Below are 16,476 nucleotides of genomic sequence, written 5' to 3' on the forward strand. Positions count from 1 at the left end.
ATCATATCATTGTTAAGGAAGGAAGGGAAGTTGGTTTGAAAATTCATATAATTGTTTCCAGTCTGTAGTAGTTACGATACAATTGGATTGTTAACGTTTGTAAAAAGGGGATAGACATATGTCACATCATATTTTATTAGTTGAAGATGATATCTCAATTCAAGAGATGGTGGAAAAGTATTTAATAAAGGAAGGCTTTCAAGTTACGATTGCGTCTGATGGAGAAGAAGGCGTGAACACATATTTAAAAGGTTCATTTGATTTGATTATCCTTGACATTATGATGCCAAAGCTAGATGGCTTAGAGGTTGTACGAATCATTCGAGAAAAAAGTGCAGTTCCGATTTTAATGATGTCGGCAAAAGATACAGATGTTGATAAAGCTGTTGGATTAGGACTTGGAGCAGATGATTACATTTGTAAGCCATTTTCTATGATTGAATTGGCTGCACGTGTAAAAGCAGGTATTCGGAGGTCTACGAAATACTCGGCTACAGAAACAATAGAAAAAATGATTCAAATTGGTGATTTAACAATTGATCCAATTAATTTTACTGTAGAAAAAAACGGGAAGCCTCTCAAACTTACTTTAAAAGAATTTGAGATTTTAAAGCTATTTGTAAAGAACCAAAATCGTGTATTTACGAAAGCGCAAATATATACGTTAGTGTGGAATGAAGAGTATTACGGTGACGATAACGTTATTAATGTTCATATGAGAAGATTGCGTGAGAAAATCGAAAGTGATCCATCTAATCCAGAATATATTAAAACGCTATGGGGCATCGGCTATAAGCTGGAAGTGATGTAATATGATCAATTTGTTAATAGGTATTATTTTTATATTGTTATGTGTTATTTATATGCAATATAAAATGAGAAAAAATAGTAGTAAAAATTTACGATACACATATGAAAAGTTAGCAAGTATTGTAAATAAAAAAACAGGCGAGACGTTACTCGTTATGACAGATGATCTAGAATTGCAAAAATTATTAGTGGCAATTAATCAATTATTAGATGCAAAACAGAAAACGAATGCAGATCATGCAAAAGTAGAAATTTCGATGAGAAAAATGCTTTCAAATATTTCGCATGACTTGAAAACACCACTAACAGTTATTCTTGGATATACAGAAATGTTAAATAAGGATAAAACGATAAATAAAGAAGAACAACAAATATTACTTGAGAAAGTGCATACGAAAACACTAGAAGTGATGGAATTAATTCATAAGTTTTTTGATTTAGCGAAATTAGAATCTGGTGACAAAGCAATTGAAATGACAAAAGTAAATATGAATGAAGTTTGCCGCGAGAAGATTTTATCATTTTATGATTTAGTGACGACGAAAGGTTTTCAGGTTCATATTGATATACCAGAAAGAAATATATATGCACTTGGAAATGTAGAAGTATTAGGTAGGGTATTGAATAATTTAATATCAAATGCAATTACATATGGAGACGATGGAAAGGCACTCGGTATGACGTTAAGAGATGATGACACGGGCGTGTATATAGATGTATGGGATAAAGGAAAAGGGATTGATGAATCTCATATTGATAAAGTGTTTGAGCGTATGTACACACTTGAAGATTCAAGAAATAGATTGTACCAAGGAAGCGGTCTAGGATTAACGATTACGAAACGGCTTGTGGAAGCGATGGACGGAAAAATTCATCTTTCTAGTAAACCGTATGAAAAAACAATTTTTACAATTGCATTAACAAAGATACAGTTTTAGCTTGTAGAGCAGTAGATTCTACAAGCTTTTTTTCAGCGTAAGGAATTTGTAAGAAACGGGTAAGAAAAAAGAGATTTCCGTTGTCTATTATAGAAATATAGAGTATTGCGAAAGGGGAAAGTAACATGACATATATATTAAAAACAAACCAGTTAACGAAAGTGTTTAAAGGGAAAGAAGTTATTTCCGGTGTTAACATGCATGTGAAAAAAGGAGAAATTTACGGTTTTTTAGGACCAAACGGTGCTGGTAAAACAACGATTATGAAAATGATTACAAATTTAATAAAACCGACGAGTGGTGATATTGAAATCTTCGGTGAGAAATTAACAGATACATCTTATGAAGTATTAAAAAGAATGGGGACAATTATTGAATACCCAATCTTTTATGATAAATTAACGGCGAAAGAAAACTTAGACCTACATTGTGAATACATGGGCTACTACGATAAAAATGCAATTGACCATGCTTTACATTTAGTGAAACTACAAGGGGTAGATAATAAAAAAGTAAAAGATTTTTCATTAGGAATGAAACAACGACTCGGTATTGCAAGAGCAATCGTGACAAAGCCAGAATTGCTCATTTTAGATGAACCAATTAACGGTTTAGATCCAATTGGTATTAAAGAGTTACGAGACTTATTTAAAATGCTCTGCAAAGAATATGGCATTACATTATTAGTTTCTAGTCATATTTTAGGTGAAATGGAACTAATGGCCGATACAATTGGTGTGATTCAAAATGGAAAACTAATAAAAGAAGTTTCAATGAAGAGTATTAACGGAAAACAAACAGAGTACATTGAAATCACTGTTCCTGATGTGAAACGTGCAGCTTATATTTTAGAAGATAAACTTGGTATAAAAAACTACAAAATAATGAGTGGAACCATGATTCGTGTGTATGATACGTTAGCGTCTCAGCAGGCCATTTCAAAAGCACTTATTATGAACGATGTGGAAATTGAAAGTATTAATAAGAAACATAGTTCCTTAGAAGAATATTTCTTAAATGTAATGGATGGAGAAGGTATTCATGCTTAATGGACTATGGCTGAACCTGATAAGTGGATTTATCGTAATGCTAATAAGTGGAATTTTATATTATAGAAAACCAGAGCGGAAATGGTTGTTCATTGTACTAGTGATAGGAATGTTAAGCTTCGTTACTGCTGGAATTAGAATGTTAGCAGCGTAGAGACAGGTATATAAAGAATGGAGGCGTAATTTATATGTTTAAATTAATGAAGCTCGAATGGAAGAAACATAAATTATCTCGTTACTTTAAAAGTGTAGCAATTTGTATTATAGCAATTTTCGCTGCAGTAAGCCTTATGGCATTGGGAATGAAAGCCGAGGAAAACATGCTCTTCTCTGACTTCACACAGAACATGGCTGCAGCAAATATTTTTATTAGGATAACATTCATTATTTTTAGTTCGGTCATTTTATCACGTTTAGTAATTGATGAGTATAAGAACAAAACGATGCAATTATCGTTTATGTACCCGCTGCAAAGGAAAATGCTAATGAGGGCGAAATTAACAATTGTTTTTTGTTTTTGTTTTGTGAGTACCATTATCGCTACTTTTATTATTAGTTTACTCGTATATTTTGTGAGTCCCATGATGGGACTGATTGAAACGCCAGCTACGATGGGTGAAATAATAGCTATCGTTCCAGATACTTTTATAAGTGCATTTATGATATCTGGTATAAGTTTAATTCCTTTATTTTTTGGAATGAGAAAGAAATCGACACCGACAACGATTACTTCGGCAGTAATAATTGGTATGCTGATTAGTGGTAACGTTGGTCCTGGAAACGATCAAATAAGTATGTTTGATTTTATAGCTATCCCAATCGTGCTCTGTTTATTAGGGATCTTCATTAGTTATTTATCGTTTCGTAAAATCGATAAGATTGATGTGGTGTGAAGCAAGCTTAAAACAACAACGAACTGGGGTATGAATGGTGAAAAAGATAATAGTAATTGCAATATTATTCATTACAATTGCTAGTGCGGTTTTTGGTTTTAAGGTGTTTCAGGGGGAAGGTTTTAAGAAAGAAAAGTCTTTTGAGATAAATAATATAAAAGAAATAGAAGTAGATAATGAAAACTGGAATCTTGAATTTAAAAGTACAGACGCTAATAAAATAGTAATTTCCGCTCAAGGTGAACAAGTAGATAAAGAGATAGATCCTGTCAAAATAGAAAATGATGAAAATAAAATTGTGATTAAACAAAAACAAAAGATGAACAGATTTTTTAATGGTTTCACGTTTAGGAAGAAAAATAGTATATCTATAGCTATTCCGAAGAAAGAAATAGATAAAATTGTATTAAATAATAAATCGGGTGATGTGAAAATAAGAGATATAGTAGTAAAAAATATCATGACAAAAGGCAAGTCTGGAGATGAAATGATTGTAGGACTATCAGCCGAGAAAGGTGAATTCATATCGCAAAGTGGAGAGTTAGTTTTAAAAGGTAGTTCAGTACAAGAATTAAATATAAAGTCTACGACTGGTGATAACTATATAACAAATGTAAGTAACTCAAATATGAACATCACTTCAACATCTGGGGAAGTATTACTGAAAGATATGACAGAAGGAAAATCATTATTTATAGAAACAAAATCAGGTGATATTGGCGTACGGTATAAAGGTGTCCCTGCATCATTGAAGCTTATGGCTAAAAGTAATTCGGCTGACGTAATAGTGGATTTAAAAGGACTTAAGAAAGATAAAAATACAGAAAAGATAAAAGAAGGAACTATTGGTGATGCAAAAAACGAAGTGAAGATTTTAAGTAAAACAGGGGTAATTTATATTGATTAAAGTTTAAATGAAAGGAGGACTATCATGCTACGTCTTATGAAGCTAGAATTGAAGAAGTTTAAGTTTGGATGGTATGTGAGGGGAGCAGTTATTGCAAATATCATTATACTGGCATTATTAATCTTTGTTAGTTTCATTGCACAAATAGAAGGAGATTCAGAAATAAGAGATCCGCAGATGATTTTGCTAATGGCTAGTACAGTAGTAAGAGCAACGTTTATTATTTTTGGTAGTGTGTTAATCGCAAGATTAATAATTGGCGAATATAAAAATAAAACAATACTACTCATGTTTTCTTATCCTATTAACCGAAAGAAAATGATGGCTAGTAAGTTGGCTATTACAGCGATAGTAACATTTATAACAGTTATTGTATCTAACATTTTAGTAGTAGGAATTTTCTTTGGGATAGATAGTTATTTTTCAATTCTTCCTCATTCATTCACAGTAGATCAATTGGTGCAAGAAGGAATAAAACTGGTTCCTTTAGCTATTGCAACTGCGGGAATGAGTTTAATCCCATTATATTTTGGAATGCGTAAACGTTCAGTGCCAACTACAATTGTTTCATCTCTTATCGTTGTAGCAATTGCAATGAATAGCAACCCAGCGTTTCCTACAGCAACTTTATTTCCCCTTCAACTAGCACTCGCAGCAATTGGAGCTGTGATTGCATATTACGGAATTAAAAATATAGAGAAGGAAGATATAACTGTATGACAAGAATAAGAAAAAAGAGTTGGGTTACACTAACTCTTTTTTGTATATGTATGCTTCGTTACTACTCTGTAAATTTGGAGTGTTTGCTTAAATACTCTTGAACTCCTGGAGAGATATTAAAGTTATTAGGACTTTTATATTCGATAGTAAAATCTCCGTCTCTACTTGTCTCAAAGGAGATGGCATAGCTATTCATTTTAGCATCGTAAGAAGTATTTTTGACTTCTGCATCTAGATTAAAATATTTTGTAATATATTCTTTTGAGTCCGTAATTGCTGCTTGTTTTCCCCAAGGGGTACCATAATAGGTGAAATAAAGAGATACACTAATAACTCCAATAAGGGAAGTTAGTAAAATAGTTCCCATAGCTATTTTTTTATTTTTTGTATTCAATTTGGTTACTCCTCTTCGTAATATGTATTCATTATATGTATTCATTTTAACCTATATATTCCATAAAACAACCATTTTAAAAAATAGTTTCACATGAAACAAGTTACAGAAAAAGACAAGATGTGTAAACACCTTGTCTTTTTTGTCGTTACATTTTAGGAGCTTCCATTCCAGCCACAGCCCACTCTTCTTTTGCGGGGCCGTACACACCAGGAACTGTTAAGCCGGCTTGTCGCATTAAAACCGTCATTTGCCCGCGATGGTGATTTTGATGATTAATAAGTGTCATTAAAAATATGGAATTCGGCATAGGGCGACCAAAGAAGTCGTTAATAGTAGCTAAGTCTTTATCAGTCCATTTACTTTGAAGTGTTTCAACAAAAGCCGCGTTCACTTTACGGTACTCATCTGCAATTGTTTTTGCAGAAGTTGGAACAGGATAATCTTTCGTTTCTCCTTCAAACTTTAGCCCTGTGCCAGATAGTATAACAGGAATTGCCGTCACGATATGCCAAGCGACTCTTCCTAAAGTCCAATGTTCAGGTGCAATTTCTTGTGATAAAGATGCATCGGTTAATGAATCAAGCATTTTCTCAGTAGACTCTGCTTCGTATGTCCATGATTGTAAAAAGCCTTCAATAGTTTGGTACATTATTGTTATCCCCCTCTACTTATGTTCATAGATTAAGTTCGAGAAGAAATGACAAGTTCCCTTTATGTTTTAATGATGGTATTTAAAATTTTATATATAAATTTTATGATACTATTGAGTGTATATAGAATTATATTAATTTAGGGGGATATGATGAAAAGATTGATTTTAGGAATCATAATTTTATTTTTAATGGTAGGATGTAGCAATGAAGCCTATAAAAAAGCAATGGATCAAGGGAAATTGGCGTTAGCGAGTAAAGAATATGACACGGCAGTAGCATCATTTGAGCTAGCATTAGAAGAGAAAAAGGATGATAAAGAAGCAAAGGTATTAAAAGGCCAAACTACTAAGATGATAAGTTCGATAAAAGAGAAATCGAGTGGAAATATAGAACAAGCAATAGGTTTGTTTCAAGAAGTAGAAAAGATGAAAGATGGTTCCGCAATCCTTCAAAATCAAGCGAAAGAACAAAAAGATTTGCTTATAGAGCATAAAGAGTTAAAAGGTCAATATATAGGTCAATTGGAAAAGGCAGAGAAGTTAAAGAATGATAAAAAGTATGAAGAGGCTAAAGGGATAGTAAATAAAATTTTTAACGATACTGGTCAAAATCAACAATTTATTTCGGAAAATCAACGGGCACAAGAGCTGAATAAGCAAATCGATGGCTTACTAACTCAACAAGCAGAAGTCAAGAAAAAAGAGGAAGAGTTAAAAAATGAAAAGAAAAAAGAGGCTGATATTGGAAAGTTAAAGGGGTCTTGGATGTCATCAGAAAGTACAGACAGGCCAGTTGGGTTGGAAATAGAATCTATTAATAGTGAGAAAACAGGCGGAGAATTTATGGAACATAATATTTTTGGGAAAGGGACTACTATAGGAGACTTTCGAATATTAAGTGTGCACCAAGGGATTATTTCCATAGAGCTTGTATTTTTAATGGGAGAAAGAAAACAGAAGGTTGATTTGAAACTTGAGGAGAACACATTAACTGTACATCATGAGTTTATGGGAGGGACTAAATCTGTGAAATTAGTGAGATCAGAGTAATTTATCCCGCTATTCACCTGCAGTAAAATTCCCACTTCAAGATTCGGCTGGAGCAAAGAAGTTAGGTGGGAGATCCACTGCTCATAAAAGCCCGATTGGCGTGGGTTAATAATCAGTGGGGATGAAGAAAACTCCACTGATTAAAGTTTCACTTTATTTAGTATATAAAAAGGAGGCTTCTAAAACGAAGCCTCCTTTTTAATTAACTTTCTTCCCGCTCTTCCTCATCAACCATAAGAAATAAGGTGCTCCAAGTACAGCAACGACAAGACCAGAAGGAATTTCTTTCGGATATGCGATTGTACGTCCAAGTAAGTCAGCAACAGAAAGAAGGATTGCTCCAAATAGTGCTGAACAAACGAATAGTCTTTGATGATTCATACCAACAATAATTCTTGCTAAGTGAGGTGCGACAAGGCCTAAAAAGGCAATTGTACCGACAGCAGCGATATTTACTGATGCAAGTAGTGTCGCTAGCACAATCAGAGCAAGACGTGTTTTATTTACTGGTTGCCCAAGTCCAGTTGCTAAATCGTCTCCAAGTACGAGAACGTCAAGTTGTTTTATTAAGAAAAAGATAATGAATACAAGAATTAGAGATGGATATAGAATGATATTTTCTAAGTGATTCCATCCTCTTGCATACGTACTGCCAGATAACCATGTTAAAGCAGCGGCAACATTCAAATTGGCTCTAACGATAAAGATTTGAATAATTGCCGAGCCAAGTGCAGAAATACCAATTCCTATTAAAGCAAGGGCTGTTGGGCTAAATCCTGATTTCCATGAAAAGAAGAGGACAATTCCTACTGCAAGTAGTCCGCCGATAAATGCACCAATTGGTAGAAAGAAACCAGGAAGTGCAGGAAAGACATACATAATAGTTAAAGCACCAACACCAGCTCCCGATGAAATACCAATAATAGAAGGATCGGCAAGTGGATTTCGTAATATACCTTGGAAAACAAGCCCACTTATTGCAAGGCATGCGCCAGCAATAGCAGCAACGAGCATTCTTGGTAAACGAAGATTCATCATCATGTTTTTGTCAAATAGTGTTAATTGACCTGATATAACATTTGTAATACTTTCGATATAAGCGTTACTACCGATTGTAACACCAAGAGCAATCGTCACAATGCAAAGTGTGATAGATATAATGATTACCTTTTTATAAGAGTAATAGCGGGAACTAGCTCCAGCTGCATTCGCACCGTTATCATTCATATATTGTTTCGACTTCATCATTCGGTACACTAAGTAAATAAGCCAAGGAGATCCAATCATTGCTGTGACTGCCCCAACAGGAAGTTCTGCACCGGTTGGATCTATTAATCTACCGACAACATCTGCTCCAAGTAATAATACTGCCCCCCATAAGAAAGAAGAGAGAAGAAGAGTAAAGTGTTGACGGTATCCGATAAGGCGCATTAAATGAGGCGCAACTAAGCCGACAAATCCAATTGGTCCAACAACAGTAACAATTACTGCTGTTAAAAAGATTGCAGCAATGAAGGCGATAAGACGTGTTACTGCTGTTTTTTCACCAAGAGAAACAGCAACATCATCACCAAGTAAGAGAATGTTGAGTTTACGAGACATAAATAGTAAAACTAGGAAAGAAATAATGATAAATGGAAAAGCAAATTGAACGCCATCCCAGTTATTTTGAATAAGAGAGCCAGCTCCCCATAAAAATAAACCAGCTGTTTCATTTTCATAGAAAAGCTGCATCGTTCCGGTAAAGGCAGAGAGCATTAATGTAACGACCATACCAGCTAATGCCATTCTAAGTGGGGTTCCCTTTTTTCCACCAGAAATACGGTATACAAATAAAGCAGTAATAGCACCGCCGATAAATGTGAACAGAAGAGAATTAATTTGTAAACCTTTCGGTAAGAAAATTGTAGCCGCTACTAGAAAGAAATATGCGCCAGAGTGAATACCCATTGTACTGGATTCAGCAAGTGGATTTTTCGTTAACGTTTGTAAAATAACCCCTGATGCAGCAAGAGCGCCTCCAGCTAAAATGGCAATTACAGCTCTAGGTAATCGAAGCATGATTAAAGTTTGATGTTCTAGTGATTGGTTCGGTGAGATAAGAGCATCAATAATCATACTATAGGAAATGTTTGCTTGACCTTGTCCGATATGAATAAAGAAAAGGAGGAGCAAGAGAGCTGCTCCTCCTCCGAATACAAGACTTGCTCGAAGTGTGTGTTGTAAGCTATTCATCGTGTAATCACTTCTTTGCTGTCATTACATCTGCTACTTGTGTTGCTAAAGATGTTGCAGACTCAGGACCACCGAAAATCCAAGTATCGCCTTTTAATTTATACATTTTGTTTTCTTTTTTGAACTTTAATTCTTCCCAAGCAGGGTTGCCTTTTAGTTGCGTGTCAAAAATGTTATCTTCATCCGCTACAATGTAAATGAAGTTTGAATCTTGTACACTTTGTAATGATTCTACAGTTGTTTGTTTGAAACCATCTGGCTCAGATTTTCCTGCTTCAAAAGTATTTGTTAAACCTAATTTTTTTGTAACTTGTAAAGCTAAAGAATTGTCAGTTAAGATACGGAATGTTGGTACGTTTTTAGCAGTAAATGCTTGTGCCATTGCTATGTTTTTATCTTTTAAGTCTGCTTTCTCAATTTTTGCTTTTGCATCAGCGAATGCTTTATCCATATCAGCTAATACTTTTTTACCTTCTTCTTCTTTTCCAACTGCTTTTGCAATTTGTTTAAATGTTTCTGTCATTTCAGCAAAGTGATCGTTATTACTTGTTGATGGATCAAACATAACTGTTGGTGCAATTTGCTCTAATTCATTTTTAATTGCTTTACCACGGAATGAAGCTGTGATAATTAAGTCTGGTTTTAAACGGCTAATTTCTTCTAAGTTTGGTTGTTGACGTGTCCCTACATCTACAACATCTTTACTCGGTTTTGTTTTTGTATTTACCCATTTATTATAATTCTTAATGTCTGCCATCCCTACTGGCTGAACACCAAGTGCTAATAAGTCTTCTGAATATACCCACTCAAGTACAACTACTTTTTTCGCTGGTTTATCTAACTTCGTTTCCCCTTCAGCGTGTTTAATTGTTATAGCTTGATTTTTATTGTCCGCTTTTGTTTCTTTTTTCTCCTCTTTTTGCTGTCCGCATCCAACAGCGAATAAAAGAATCACTATGAAAATACTGAGAATTTTCTTCATCTTCTGCCCCCAAATTAAGTGTTTTTTGTAACTAGTACCGTAAGTGAAAATGGTTATCAATTACAACAACCAAATCATACTATGAGGATAAATTAAGTGTCAATATTTTTTTAAAATTTCGACTAAAAACAACAAATTATACAGATTTTTATATGTTATAGTCGCTATTTATGAAGAATAAGCCTCTTTACTAAAAAGATTGGCGAATGTGGAAAGTTTAAATGGGAACTTGGCTGTGTACGAAAGTGTAATGTGTATGGTTAATAATCTGTGGAGATGGGGCGAAAGTACAAGCAAAAGGAGTGAGAATAGCATGTAATAATTACTAGAATGTATGGAATAAACCTGTGTTTATCCCTAATAGGTAAAGTATTTCTTTGTTATTTAGATAGATTTTTTTAACTCGGTGATTGTACTTAAAAGATTGCATGTAAAGGAAGTGATCAACATGTCTTCATGGAGCAATAACGTAAATGGATATTGTGGATGTAATAATCAAAATGGTGTACATGTTGATTCATGCTGTTTTAGTTGCGATGGGACAGTGCCTAAAGTTGGTCCAACAGGTCCGACGGGGGCAACAGGAGTAACAGGCGATACAGGTCCGACGGGGGCAACAGGCCCAACAGGAGCAACAGGCCCAACGGGAGCGACAGGTTCAACAGGCCCAACAGGAGCAACAGGCCCAACGGGAGCGACAGGTTCAACAGGTCCAACGGGAGCGACAGGTTCAACAGGTCCAACGGGAGCGACAGGTTCAACAGGTCCAACGGGAGCGACAGGTTCAACAGGTCCAACGGGAGCGACAGGTTCAACAGGTCCAACGGGAGCGATAGGTTCAACAGGTCCAACGGGAGCGACAGGTTCAACAGGTCCAACGGGAGCGATAGGTTCAACAGGTTCAACAGGTCCAACGGGAGCGACAGGCGACACAGGTCCAACGGGAGCAACGGGTCCAACAGGAGCGACAGGAATAACAGGAGCGACGGGAATAACAGGAGCAACGGGTCCAACGGGAGCGACAGGAATAACAGGAGCAACGGGTCCAACAGGAGCGACAGGAATAACAGGAGCGACGGGAATAACAGGAACAACGGGTCCAACGGGAGCGACAGGAATAACAGGAGCAACGGGTCCAACAGGAGCGACAGGAATAACAGGAGCAACGGGAGCGACAGGCTCAACCGGAGCTACAGGTACAAGTATCACGGCGACATATGCATTTGCAAATAATACGTCGGGAACAGCGATATCAGTACTTCTAGGTGGAACGAATGTCCCGCTTCCAAATAATCAAAACATCGGTCCAGGTATTACGGTTTCCGGGGGAAATACAGTATTTACGGTTGCAAATGCTGGAAATTACTATATTTCATATTCGATTAATATAACGGCTTCATTATTAGTTAGTTCACGGATTACAATTAATGGAGGGGCACTTGCTGGGACGATTAATGCTCCTGCGGTAGCAACCACATCATTTAGTGCAACAATCATTACAACTCTTGCAGCAGGAGATGCTATTAGCTTACAATTATTTGGTTTGTTAGCTGTCGCAACATTATCAACAACTACTCCAGGAGCAGTGTTAACGATAATAAGATTAAGTTAAACTATAACTCTCTTACTCTTTTAAGATTAAGAGAGTTTCTACATATAATAAGAAGTTAATGAAGTAAAGCATAGTTATACAAAAGTCAGAATATTATGATTGTAACGCTATGGTGACTATAATATAATAAAAATAACCATCATGAATGAACATTCATTTATTTTTATGTATTTGAAGGGGGAATGAAGGTGGAAAAACCATGGTTGAAAAGTTATCCAGAGGAAATTCCGAGTACGATTTCTTATGATATTCAGCCGCTTCATAGATATGTAGAACAGATGGCTTCTCGCTACCCAGAAAAGAAAGCGCTTCACTTTTTAGGGAAGGATATTACGTTTTCGGACTTCCATGATAAGGTGAAGAGGTTTGCAAATTATCTTCAAAAGCTCGGTGTGGAAAAGGGTGATCGAGTTGCTATTATGTTGCCAAATTGTCCGCAAGCTGTAATTGGTTATTACGGCACATTACTTGCGGGAGGTATCGTAGTACAAACAAATCCACTGTATACAGAAAGAGAATTAGAATATCAGCTTCATGACTCGGGAGCAAAAGTAATTCTTTGTCTCGATTTAGTGTTTCCAAGAGTAACGAATGTTCAATCTGCTACAAAAATTGAGCATATTATCGTAACTCGTATTGCAGACTTTTTACCATTCCCTAAAAATCTATTGTATCCATTTGTGCAGAAAAAACAGTCGAATTTAGTTGTGAAAGTATCAGAGAGTGAAACGATTCATCTTTGGAATTCAGTAGAAAAAGAAGTGAATACGAATGTTGAGGTGCCTTGTGATCCTGAAAATGATCTAGCCCTTTTACAGTACACAGGAGGAACAACCGGATTTCCGAAAGGAGTTATGTTAACGCATAAAAACCTCGTCTCTAACACGTTAATGGGAGTTCAATGGTTATATAATTGCAAAGAAGGAGAAGAAGTCGTTCTTGGGGTTCTTCCATTTTTCCATGTTTATGGTATGACAGCTGTTATGAATTTAAGTATTATGCAAGGATACAAAATGGTCCTTATTCCAAAGTTTGATATGAAAATGGTTTTTGAAGCGATTAAGAAGCATAAAGTGACATTGTTTCCAGGGGCACCAACTATTTATATCGCTCTTTTAAATAGTCCGCTTTTAAAAGAATACGATATTTCTTCTATTCGTGCTTGTATTAGTGGATCAGCACCACTGCCAGTAGAAGTACAGGAAAAGTTCGAAACAGTTACAGGTGGTAAACTAGTAGAGGGATATGGTTTAACAGAATCCTCTCCAGTTACACATAGTAATTTTTTATGGGAAAAGCGAGTGCCAGGTAGCATTGGAGTTCCGTGGCCAGATACAGAAGCGATCATTATGTCACTTGAGACTGGTGAGGCATTACCGCCAGGAGAAATAGGGGAAATTGTAGTGAAAGGTCCTCAAATTATGAAAGGATACTGGAATAAGCCAGAGGAAACAGCGGCTGTATTGCAAGATGGCTGGCTCCATACAGGTGATGTTGGCTACATGGATGAAGATGGATTTTTCTATGTAAAAGATCGCAAGAAAGATATGATTGTCGCGAGTGGATTTAATGTGTATCCTCGTGAAGTTGAAGAAGTATTATATGAGCATGAAAAAGTGCAAGAAGTAGTGACAATTGGAGTTCCAGATCCGTACCGAGGAGAGACAGTTAAAGCATTTGTTGTGTTAAAAGAAGGTACGGAGTGCTCTGAGGAAGAATTAAATCAGTTTGCACGTAAATATTTAGCGGCTTATAAAGTGCCGAAAGTATATGAGTTTAGAGATGAATTGCCAAAAACGACAGTAGGGAAAATTTTACGCCGTGTTCTAATAGATGAAGAGAAGAGAAAGAATGAGGATGAGCAAACGGGCTAAGGCCCTTTCTTTTTGAAAAAATAGGATTGACACTTTTCTAAATAGTCAGTATTATAAGAATATGAATGACTATTCATTCAGTCATCTTCTTGAAGGGGACAGTAAAGTGAAGAAAAATAGACCGAAATACAATCAAATTATTGATGCGGCAGTCATTGTGATTGCGGAGAATGGGTACCACCAAGCGCAAGTTTCTAAAATCGCAAAGCAAGCTGGGGTAGCTGATGGCACGATTTATTTATATTTTAAAAATAAAGAAGATATATTAATATCCTTATTCCAAGAGAAGATGGGAGAATTTGTCGAAACAATTCGTCAAAAAACAGCAGGAATTGAAAGCGCTGTATCGAAGTTATTCATGTTGGTAGAAACGCACTTCTTGCTGTTGTCGCAAAATGATCCTCTTGCTATCGTTACGCAATTAGAGCTAAGGCAGTCCAATCAAGACTTGCGCCTTAAAATAAATGAAGTATTAAAAGGCTACTTACAAGTTATGGATGAGATTTTAGAGACTGGTATAAAACAAGGTGAATTTCAAGCAGATTTAAATGTTCGCGTGGCAAGACAAATGATCTTTGGAACAGTAGATGAAGTTGTGACCAATTGGGTAATGAGCGATCATAAGTATGATCTGGTCGCACTTTCAAAAACGGTACACGGGCTACTTATTGCAGCTTGTGGTTATCGTCAATAATGGGAGGGATCATGTTGAAATTCCTATCTGTAAGAGTTGAAGATCATATCGCGGTGGCGACATTAAATCACGCACCAGCGAATGCGATGTCTTCACAAGTTATGCATGATGTTACTGAATTAATTGATCAAGTGGAAAAGGATGATAACATTCGTGTTGTTGTTATTCATGGTGAAGGACGTTTCTTCTCAGCGGGAGCAGATATTAAAGAATTTACATCTGTTACTGAAGCGAAGCAAGCAACAGAATTAGCACAGCTTGGACAAGCTACGTTTGAGCGTGTTGAAAAATGTTCAAAACCAGTTATTGCGGCAATTCATGGAGCGGCACTGGGCGGCGGCCTTGAGTTTGCTATGTCTTGCCACATGCGCTTTGCAACTGAAAGTGCAAAACTTGGTTTACCTGAATTAACACTTGGATTAATTCCTGGCTTTGCAGGTACACAGCGCTTACCACGTTATGTTGGGAAAGCGAAAGCTTGTGAAATGATGTTAACAAGTACACCAATTACTGGTGCAGAAGCATTAAAGTGGGGACTTGTTAACGGATTGTTCTCTGAAGAATCTCTTTTAGATGATACGCTTAAAGTTGCAAAACAAATTGCTGGAAAAAGTCCAGCAACAACTCGTGCTGTACTAGAGTTATTGCAAACGACAAAATCGTCTCATTACTATGAAGGTGTACAACGTGAATCACAGATTTTTGGTGAAGTATTTACGAGTGAAGATGGAAGAGAAGGTGTAGCTGCATTTTTAGAAAAGCGTAAACCTTCATTTAGTGGCAGGTAGTTCAATTATTTTTTTAATATAAATTAACAGAAAATTAAAATTGATAGAATCTTTCTGAAAAACAAGGGGGTAAATGGAATGAACATCTACGTACTCATGAAACGAACATTTGATACAGAAGAAAAAATCGTAATTAAAAACGGTGCAATTTACGATGGCGAAGCGGAATTCATCATCAACCCTTACGATGAATATGCAATTGAAGAAGCAATTCAAGTAAGAGACGCACAAGGTGGAGAAGTTACAGTTGTAACAGTCGGTGGCGAAGATAGTGAGAAAGAACTTCGTACTGCATTAGCAATGGGCTGTGATAAAGCCGTATTAATTAATATTGAAGATGATGTAGAAAATGGTGACCAGTTCACGACAGCAAAAGTGCTTGCTGAATATTTAAAAGATAAAGATGCAGATTTAATTTTAGGCGGAAACGTTGCAATTGATGGTGCATCTGGACAAGTAGGACCACGCGTAGCTGAAGCGTTAAATATTCCATATGTAACGACAATTACAAAACTTGAAATTGACGGTACAAATGTGAAGATTGAGCGTGATGTTGAAGGTGATACAGAAGTGATTGCAACTTCATTACCAGTTTTAGTAACAGCACAGCAAGGTTTAAATGAACCGCGTTATCCATCGCTTCCAGGTATTATGAAAGCGAAGAAAAAGCCGCTAGAAGAATTAGAATTAGATGATTTAGATTTAGAAGAAGATGATGTGGAAGCAAAGACAAAAACAATTGAAATCTATTTGCCTCCTAAGAAAGATGCAGGAAAAGTGTTACAAGGCGAGCTGCAAGATCAAGTAAAAGAACTTGTATCGTTGCTCCATACAGAAGCGAAAGTAATCTAATAAAATACGAAATTATATATGCA

General features: G+C 36.1%; 17 protein-coding genes. 13 read left to right on the forward strand and 4 right to left on the reverse strand.

Translation table 11 applies throughout. The features are described from left to right. Nucleotides 1-118: 118 nt before the first annotated feature. The 7 genes from AU379_RS01765 (at nt 119) to AU379_RS01790 (ending at nt 5,317) form a co-directional block, all read left to right on the forward strand. A complete protein-coding gene (locus tag AU379_RS01765; protein ID WP_000018029.1) occupies nt 119-811 on the forward strand; it encodes a response regulator transcription factor in 693 nt (230 codons plus the stop codon). A gap of 1 nt (nt 812) precedes the next feature. Next, nucleotides 813-1,748: a HAMP domain-containing histidine kinase gene (locus tag AU379_RS01770; RefSeq protein ID WP_061138927.1), complete on the forward strand. Its 936-nt coding sequence runs from the start codon at nt 813-815 to the stop codon at nt 1,746-1,748. 125 nt (nt 1,749-1,873) lie between these two features. Further along, a complete protein-coding gene (locus AU379_RS01775) occupies nt 1,874-2,797 on the forward strand; it encodes an ABC transporter ATP-binding protein (RefSeq protein ID WP_000221066.1) in 924 nt (307 codons plus the stop codon). Beyond that, the gene (locus AU379_RS30450) at nt 2,790-2,951 is read left to right on the forward strand and encodes a hypothetical protein (protein WP_000931810.1); all 162 of its coding nucleotides are present in this window, start codon (nt 2,790-2,792) and stop codon (nt 2,949-2,951) included. The genes AU379_RS01775 and AU379_RS30450 overlap by 8 nt, the downstream gene beginning before the upstream one ends. A 34-nt stretch (nt 2,952-2,985) precedes the next feature. Continuing rightward, nucleotides 2,986-3,690: an ABC transporter permease gene (locus tag AU379_RS01780; RefSeq protein ID WP_061138928.1), complete on the forward strand. Its 705-nt coding sequence runs from the start codon at nt 2,986-2,988 to the stop codon at nt 3,688-3,690. Nucleotides 3,691-3,724: 34 nt separating this feature from the next. Continuing rightward, nucleotides 3,725-4,597, forward strand: a complete 873-nt coding sequence (locus tag AU379_RS01785; RefSeq protein WP_000239287.1) for a DUF4097 family beta strand repeat-containing protein — start codon at nt 3,725-3,727, stop codon at nt 4,595-4,597. Between the two features lie 24 nt (nt 4,598-4,621). Continuing rightward, nucleotides 4,622-5,317: an ABC transporter permease gene (locus AU379_RS01790; protein ID WP_000945183.1), complete on the forward strand. Its 696-nt coding sequence runs from the start codon at nt 4,622-4,624 to the stop codon at nt 5,315-5,317. A gap of 61 nt (nt 5,318-5,378) precedes the next feature. On the opposite strand, the gene AU379_RS01795 is transcribed toward AU379_RS01790, so the two are convergent. Continuing rightward, complete coding sequence (locus AU379_RS01795) at nt 5,379-5,711, reverse strand: hypothetical protein (RefSeq protein WP_001093299.1); 333 nt, start codon at nt 5,709-5,711, stop codon at nt 5,379-5,381. 148 nt (nt 5,712-5,859) lie between these two features. Beyond that, on the reverse strand, nt 5,860-6,363 hold the full coding sequence (locus AU379_RS01800) for a DinB family protein (protein ID WP_000284966.1): 504 nt from the start codon (nt 6,361-6,363) through the stop codon (nt 5,860-5,862). Nucleotides 6,364-6,516: 153 nt separating this feature from the next. Between AU379_RS01800 and AU379_RS01805 the strand changes: the two genes are divergently transcribed. Continuing rightward, the gene (locus AU379_RS01805; protein ID WP_044584887.1) at nt 6,517-7,416 is read left to right on the forward strand and encodes a hypothetical protein; all 900 of its coding nucleotides are present in this window, start codon (nt 6,517-6,519) and stop codon (nt 7,414-7,416) included. 198 nt (nt 7,417-7,614) lie between these two features. Here the strand turns inward: AU379_RS01805 and fhuB are convergent, their stop codons facing one another. Both fhuB and AU379_RS01815 read right to left on the reverse strand, forming a co-directional pair. Further along, entirely contained in the window at nt 7,615-9,651 is a 2,037-nt protein-coding gene (gene fhuB / locus AU379_RS01810; RefSeq protein ID WP_001087098.1) for a Fe(3+)-hydroxamate ABC transporter permease FhuB, read from the reverse strand. Nucleotides 9,652-9,658: 7 nt separating this feature from the next. Next, nucleotides 9,659-10,633 (reverse strand): iron-siderophore ABC transporter substrate-binding protein, encoded by a 975-nt coding sequence (locus AU379_RS01815; RefSeq protein ID WP_000722814.1) that lies wholly within the window; start codon nt 10,631-10,633, stop codon nt 9,659-9,661. A gap of 448 nt (nt 10,634-11,081) precedes the next feature. Here AU379_RS01815 and AU379_RS01820 point away from each other — a divergent pair, with 448 nt between their 5' ends. From AU379_RS01820 to etfB, 5 genes are all read left to right on the forward strand, one after another. Further along, nucleotides 11,082-12,245, forward strand: coding sequence for a collagen-like protein (locus AU379_RS01820; RefSeq protein ID WP_061138929.1), 1,164 nt, complete (start codon nt 11,082-11,084; stop codon nt 12,243-12,245). 188 nt (nt 12,246-12,433) lie between these two features. Beyond that, nucleotides 12,434-14,119, forward strand: coding sequence for a long-chain-fatty-acid--CoA ligase (locus AU379_RS01825; protein WP_003310958.1), 1,686 nt, complete (start codon nt 12,434-12,436; stop codon nt 14,117-14,119). A 61-nt stretch (nt 14,120-14,180) separates the two neighbouring features. Then, nucleotides 14,181-14,813: a TetR/AcrR family transcriptional regulator gene (locus AU379_RS01830; protein WP_002001012.1), complete on the forward strand. Its 633-nt coding sequence runs from the start codon at nt 14,181-14,183 to the stop codon at nt 14,811-14,813. Nucleotides 14,814-14,824: 11 nt separating this feature from the next. Continuing rightward, on the forward strand, nt 14,825-15,601 hold the full coding sequence (locus AU379_RS01835; protein ID WP_061138930.1) for an enoyl-CoA hydratase: 777 nt from the start codon (nt 14,825-14,827) through the stop codon (nt 15,599-15,601). Nucleotides 15,602-15,679: 78 nt separating this feature from the next. After that, nucleotides 15,680-16,453: an electron transfer flavoprotein subunit beta gene (etfB, locus tag AU379_RS01840; protein ID WP_001029028.1), complete on the forward strand. Its 774-nt coding sequence runs from the start codon at nt 15,680-15,682 to the stop codon at nt 16,451-16,453. The last annotated feature ends 23 nt before the right edge of the window (nt 16,454-16,476 follow it).

Origin of the sequence: Bacillus sp. JH7 (assembly GCF_001563515.1) — a bacterium.
GTDB lineage: Bacteria > Bacillota > Bacilli > Bacillales > Bacillaceae_G > Bacillus_A > Bacillus_A cereus.

Bases quoted from the DNA above. Each gene is read 5' to 3' on its own strand.
- AU379_RS01835 (WP_061138930.1), top strand. From the start codon at position 14,825: ATGTTGAAATTCCTATCTGTAAGAGTTGAAGATCATATCGCGGTGGCG.
- AU379_RS01775 (WP_000221066.1), top strand. From the start codon at position 1,874: ATGACATATATATTAAAAACAAACCAGTTAACGAAAGTGTTTAAAGGG.
- AU379_RS01785 (WP_000239287.1), top strand. From the start codon at position 3,725: ATGGTGAAAAAGATAATAGTAATTGCAATATTATTCATTACAATTGCT.
- etfB (WP_001029028.1), top strand. From the start codon at position 15,680: ATGAACATCTACGTACTCATGAAACGAACATTTGATACAGAAGAAAAA.
- AU379_RS01805 (WP_044584887.1), top strand. From the start codon at position 6,517: ATGAAAAGATTGATTTTAGGAATCATAATTTTATTTTTAATGGTAGGA.
- AU379_RS01820 (WP_061138929.1), top strand. From the start codon at position 11,082: ATGTCTTCATGGAGCAATAACGTAAATGGATATTGTGGATGTAATAAT.
- AU379_RS30450 (WP_000931810.1), top strand. From the start codon at position 2,790: ATGCTTAATGGACTATGGCTGAACCTGATAAGTGGATTTATCGTAATG.
- AU379_RS01765 (WP_000018029.1), top strand. From the start codon at position 119: ATGTCACATCATATTTTATTAGTTGAAGATGATATCTCAATTCAAGAG.
- fhuB (WP_001087098.1), bottom strand. From the start codon at position 9,651: ATGAATAGCTTACAACACACACTTCGAGCAAGTCTTGTATTCGGAGGA.
- AU379_RS01790 (WP_000945183.1), top strand. From the start codon at position 4,622: ATGCTACGTCTTATGAAGCTAGAATTGAAGAAGTTTAAGTTTGGATGG.
- AU379_RS01800 (WP_000284966.1), bottom strand. From the start codon at position 6,363: ATGTACCAAACTATTGAAGGCTTTTTACAATCATGGACATACGAAGCA.
- AU379_RS01830 (WP_002001012.1), top strand. From the start codon at position 14,181: ATGAATGACTATTCATTCAGTCATCTTCTTGAAGGGGACAGTAAAGTG.
- AU379_RS01780 (WP_061138928.1), top strand. From the start codon at position 2,986: ATGTTTAAATTAATGAAGCTCGAATGGAAGAAACATAAATTATCTCGT.
- AU379_RS01815 (WP_000722814.1), bottom strand. From the start codon at position 10,633: ATGAAGAAAATTCTCAGTATTTTCATAGTGATTCTTTTATTCGCTGTT.
- AU379_RS01770 (WP_061138927.1), top strand. From the start codon at position 813: ATGATCAATTTGTTAATAGGTATTATTTTTATATTGTTATGTGTTATT.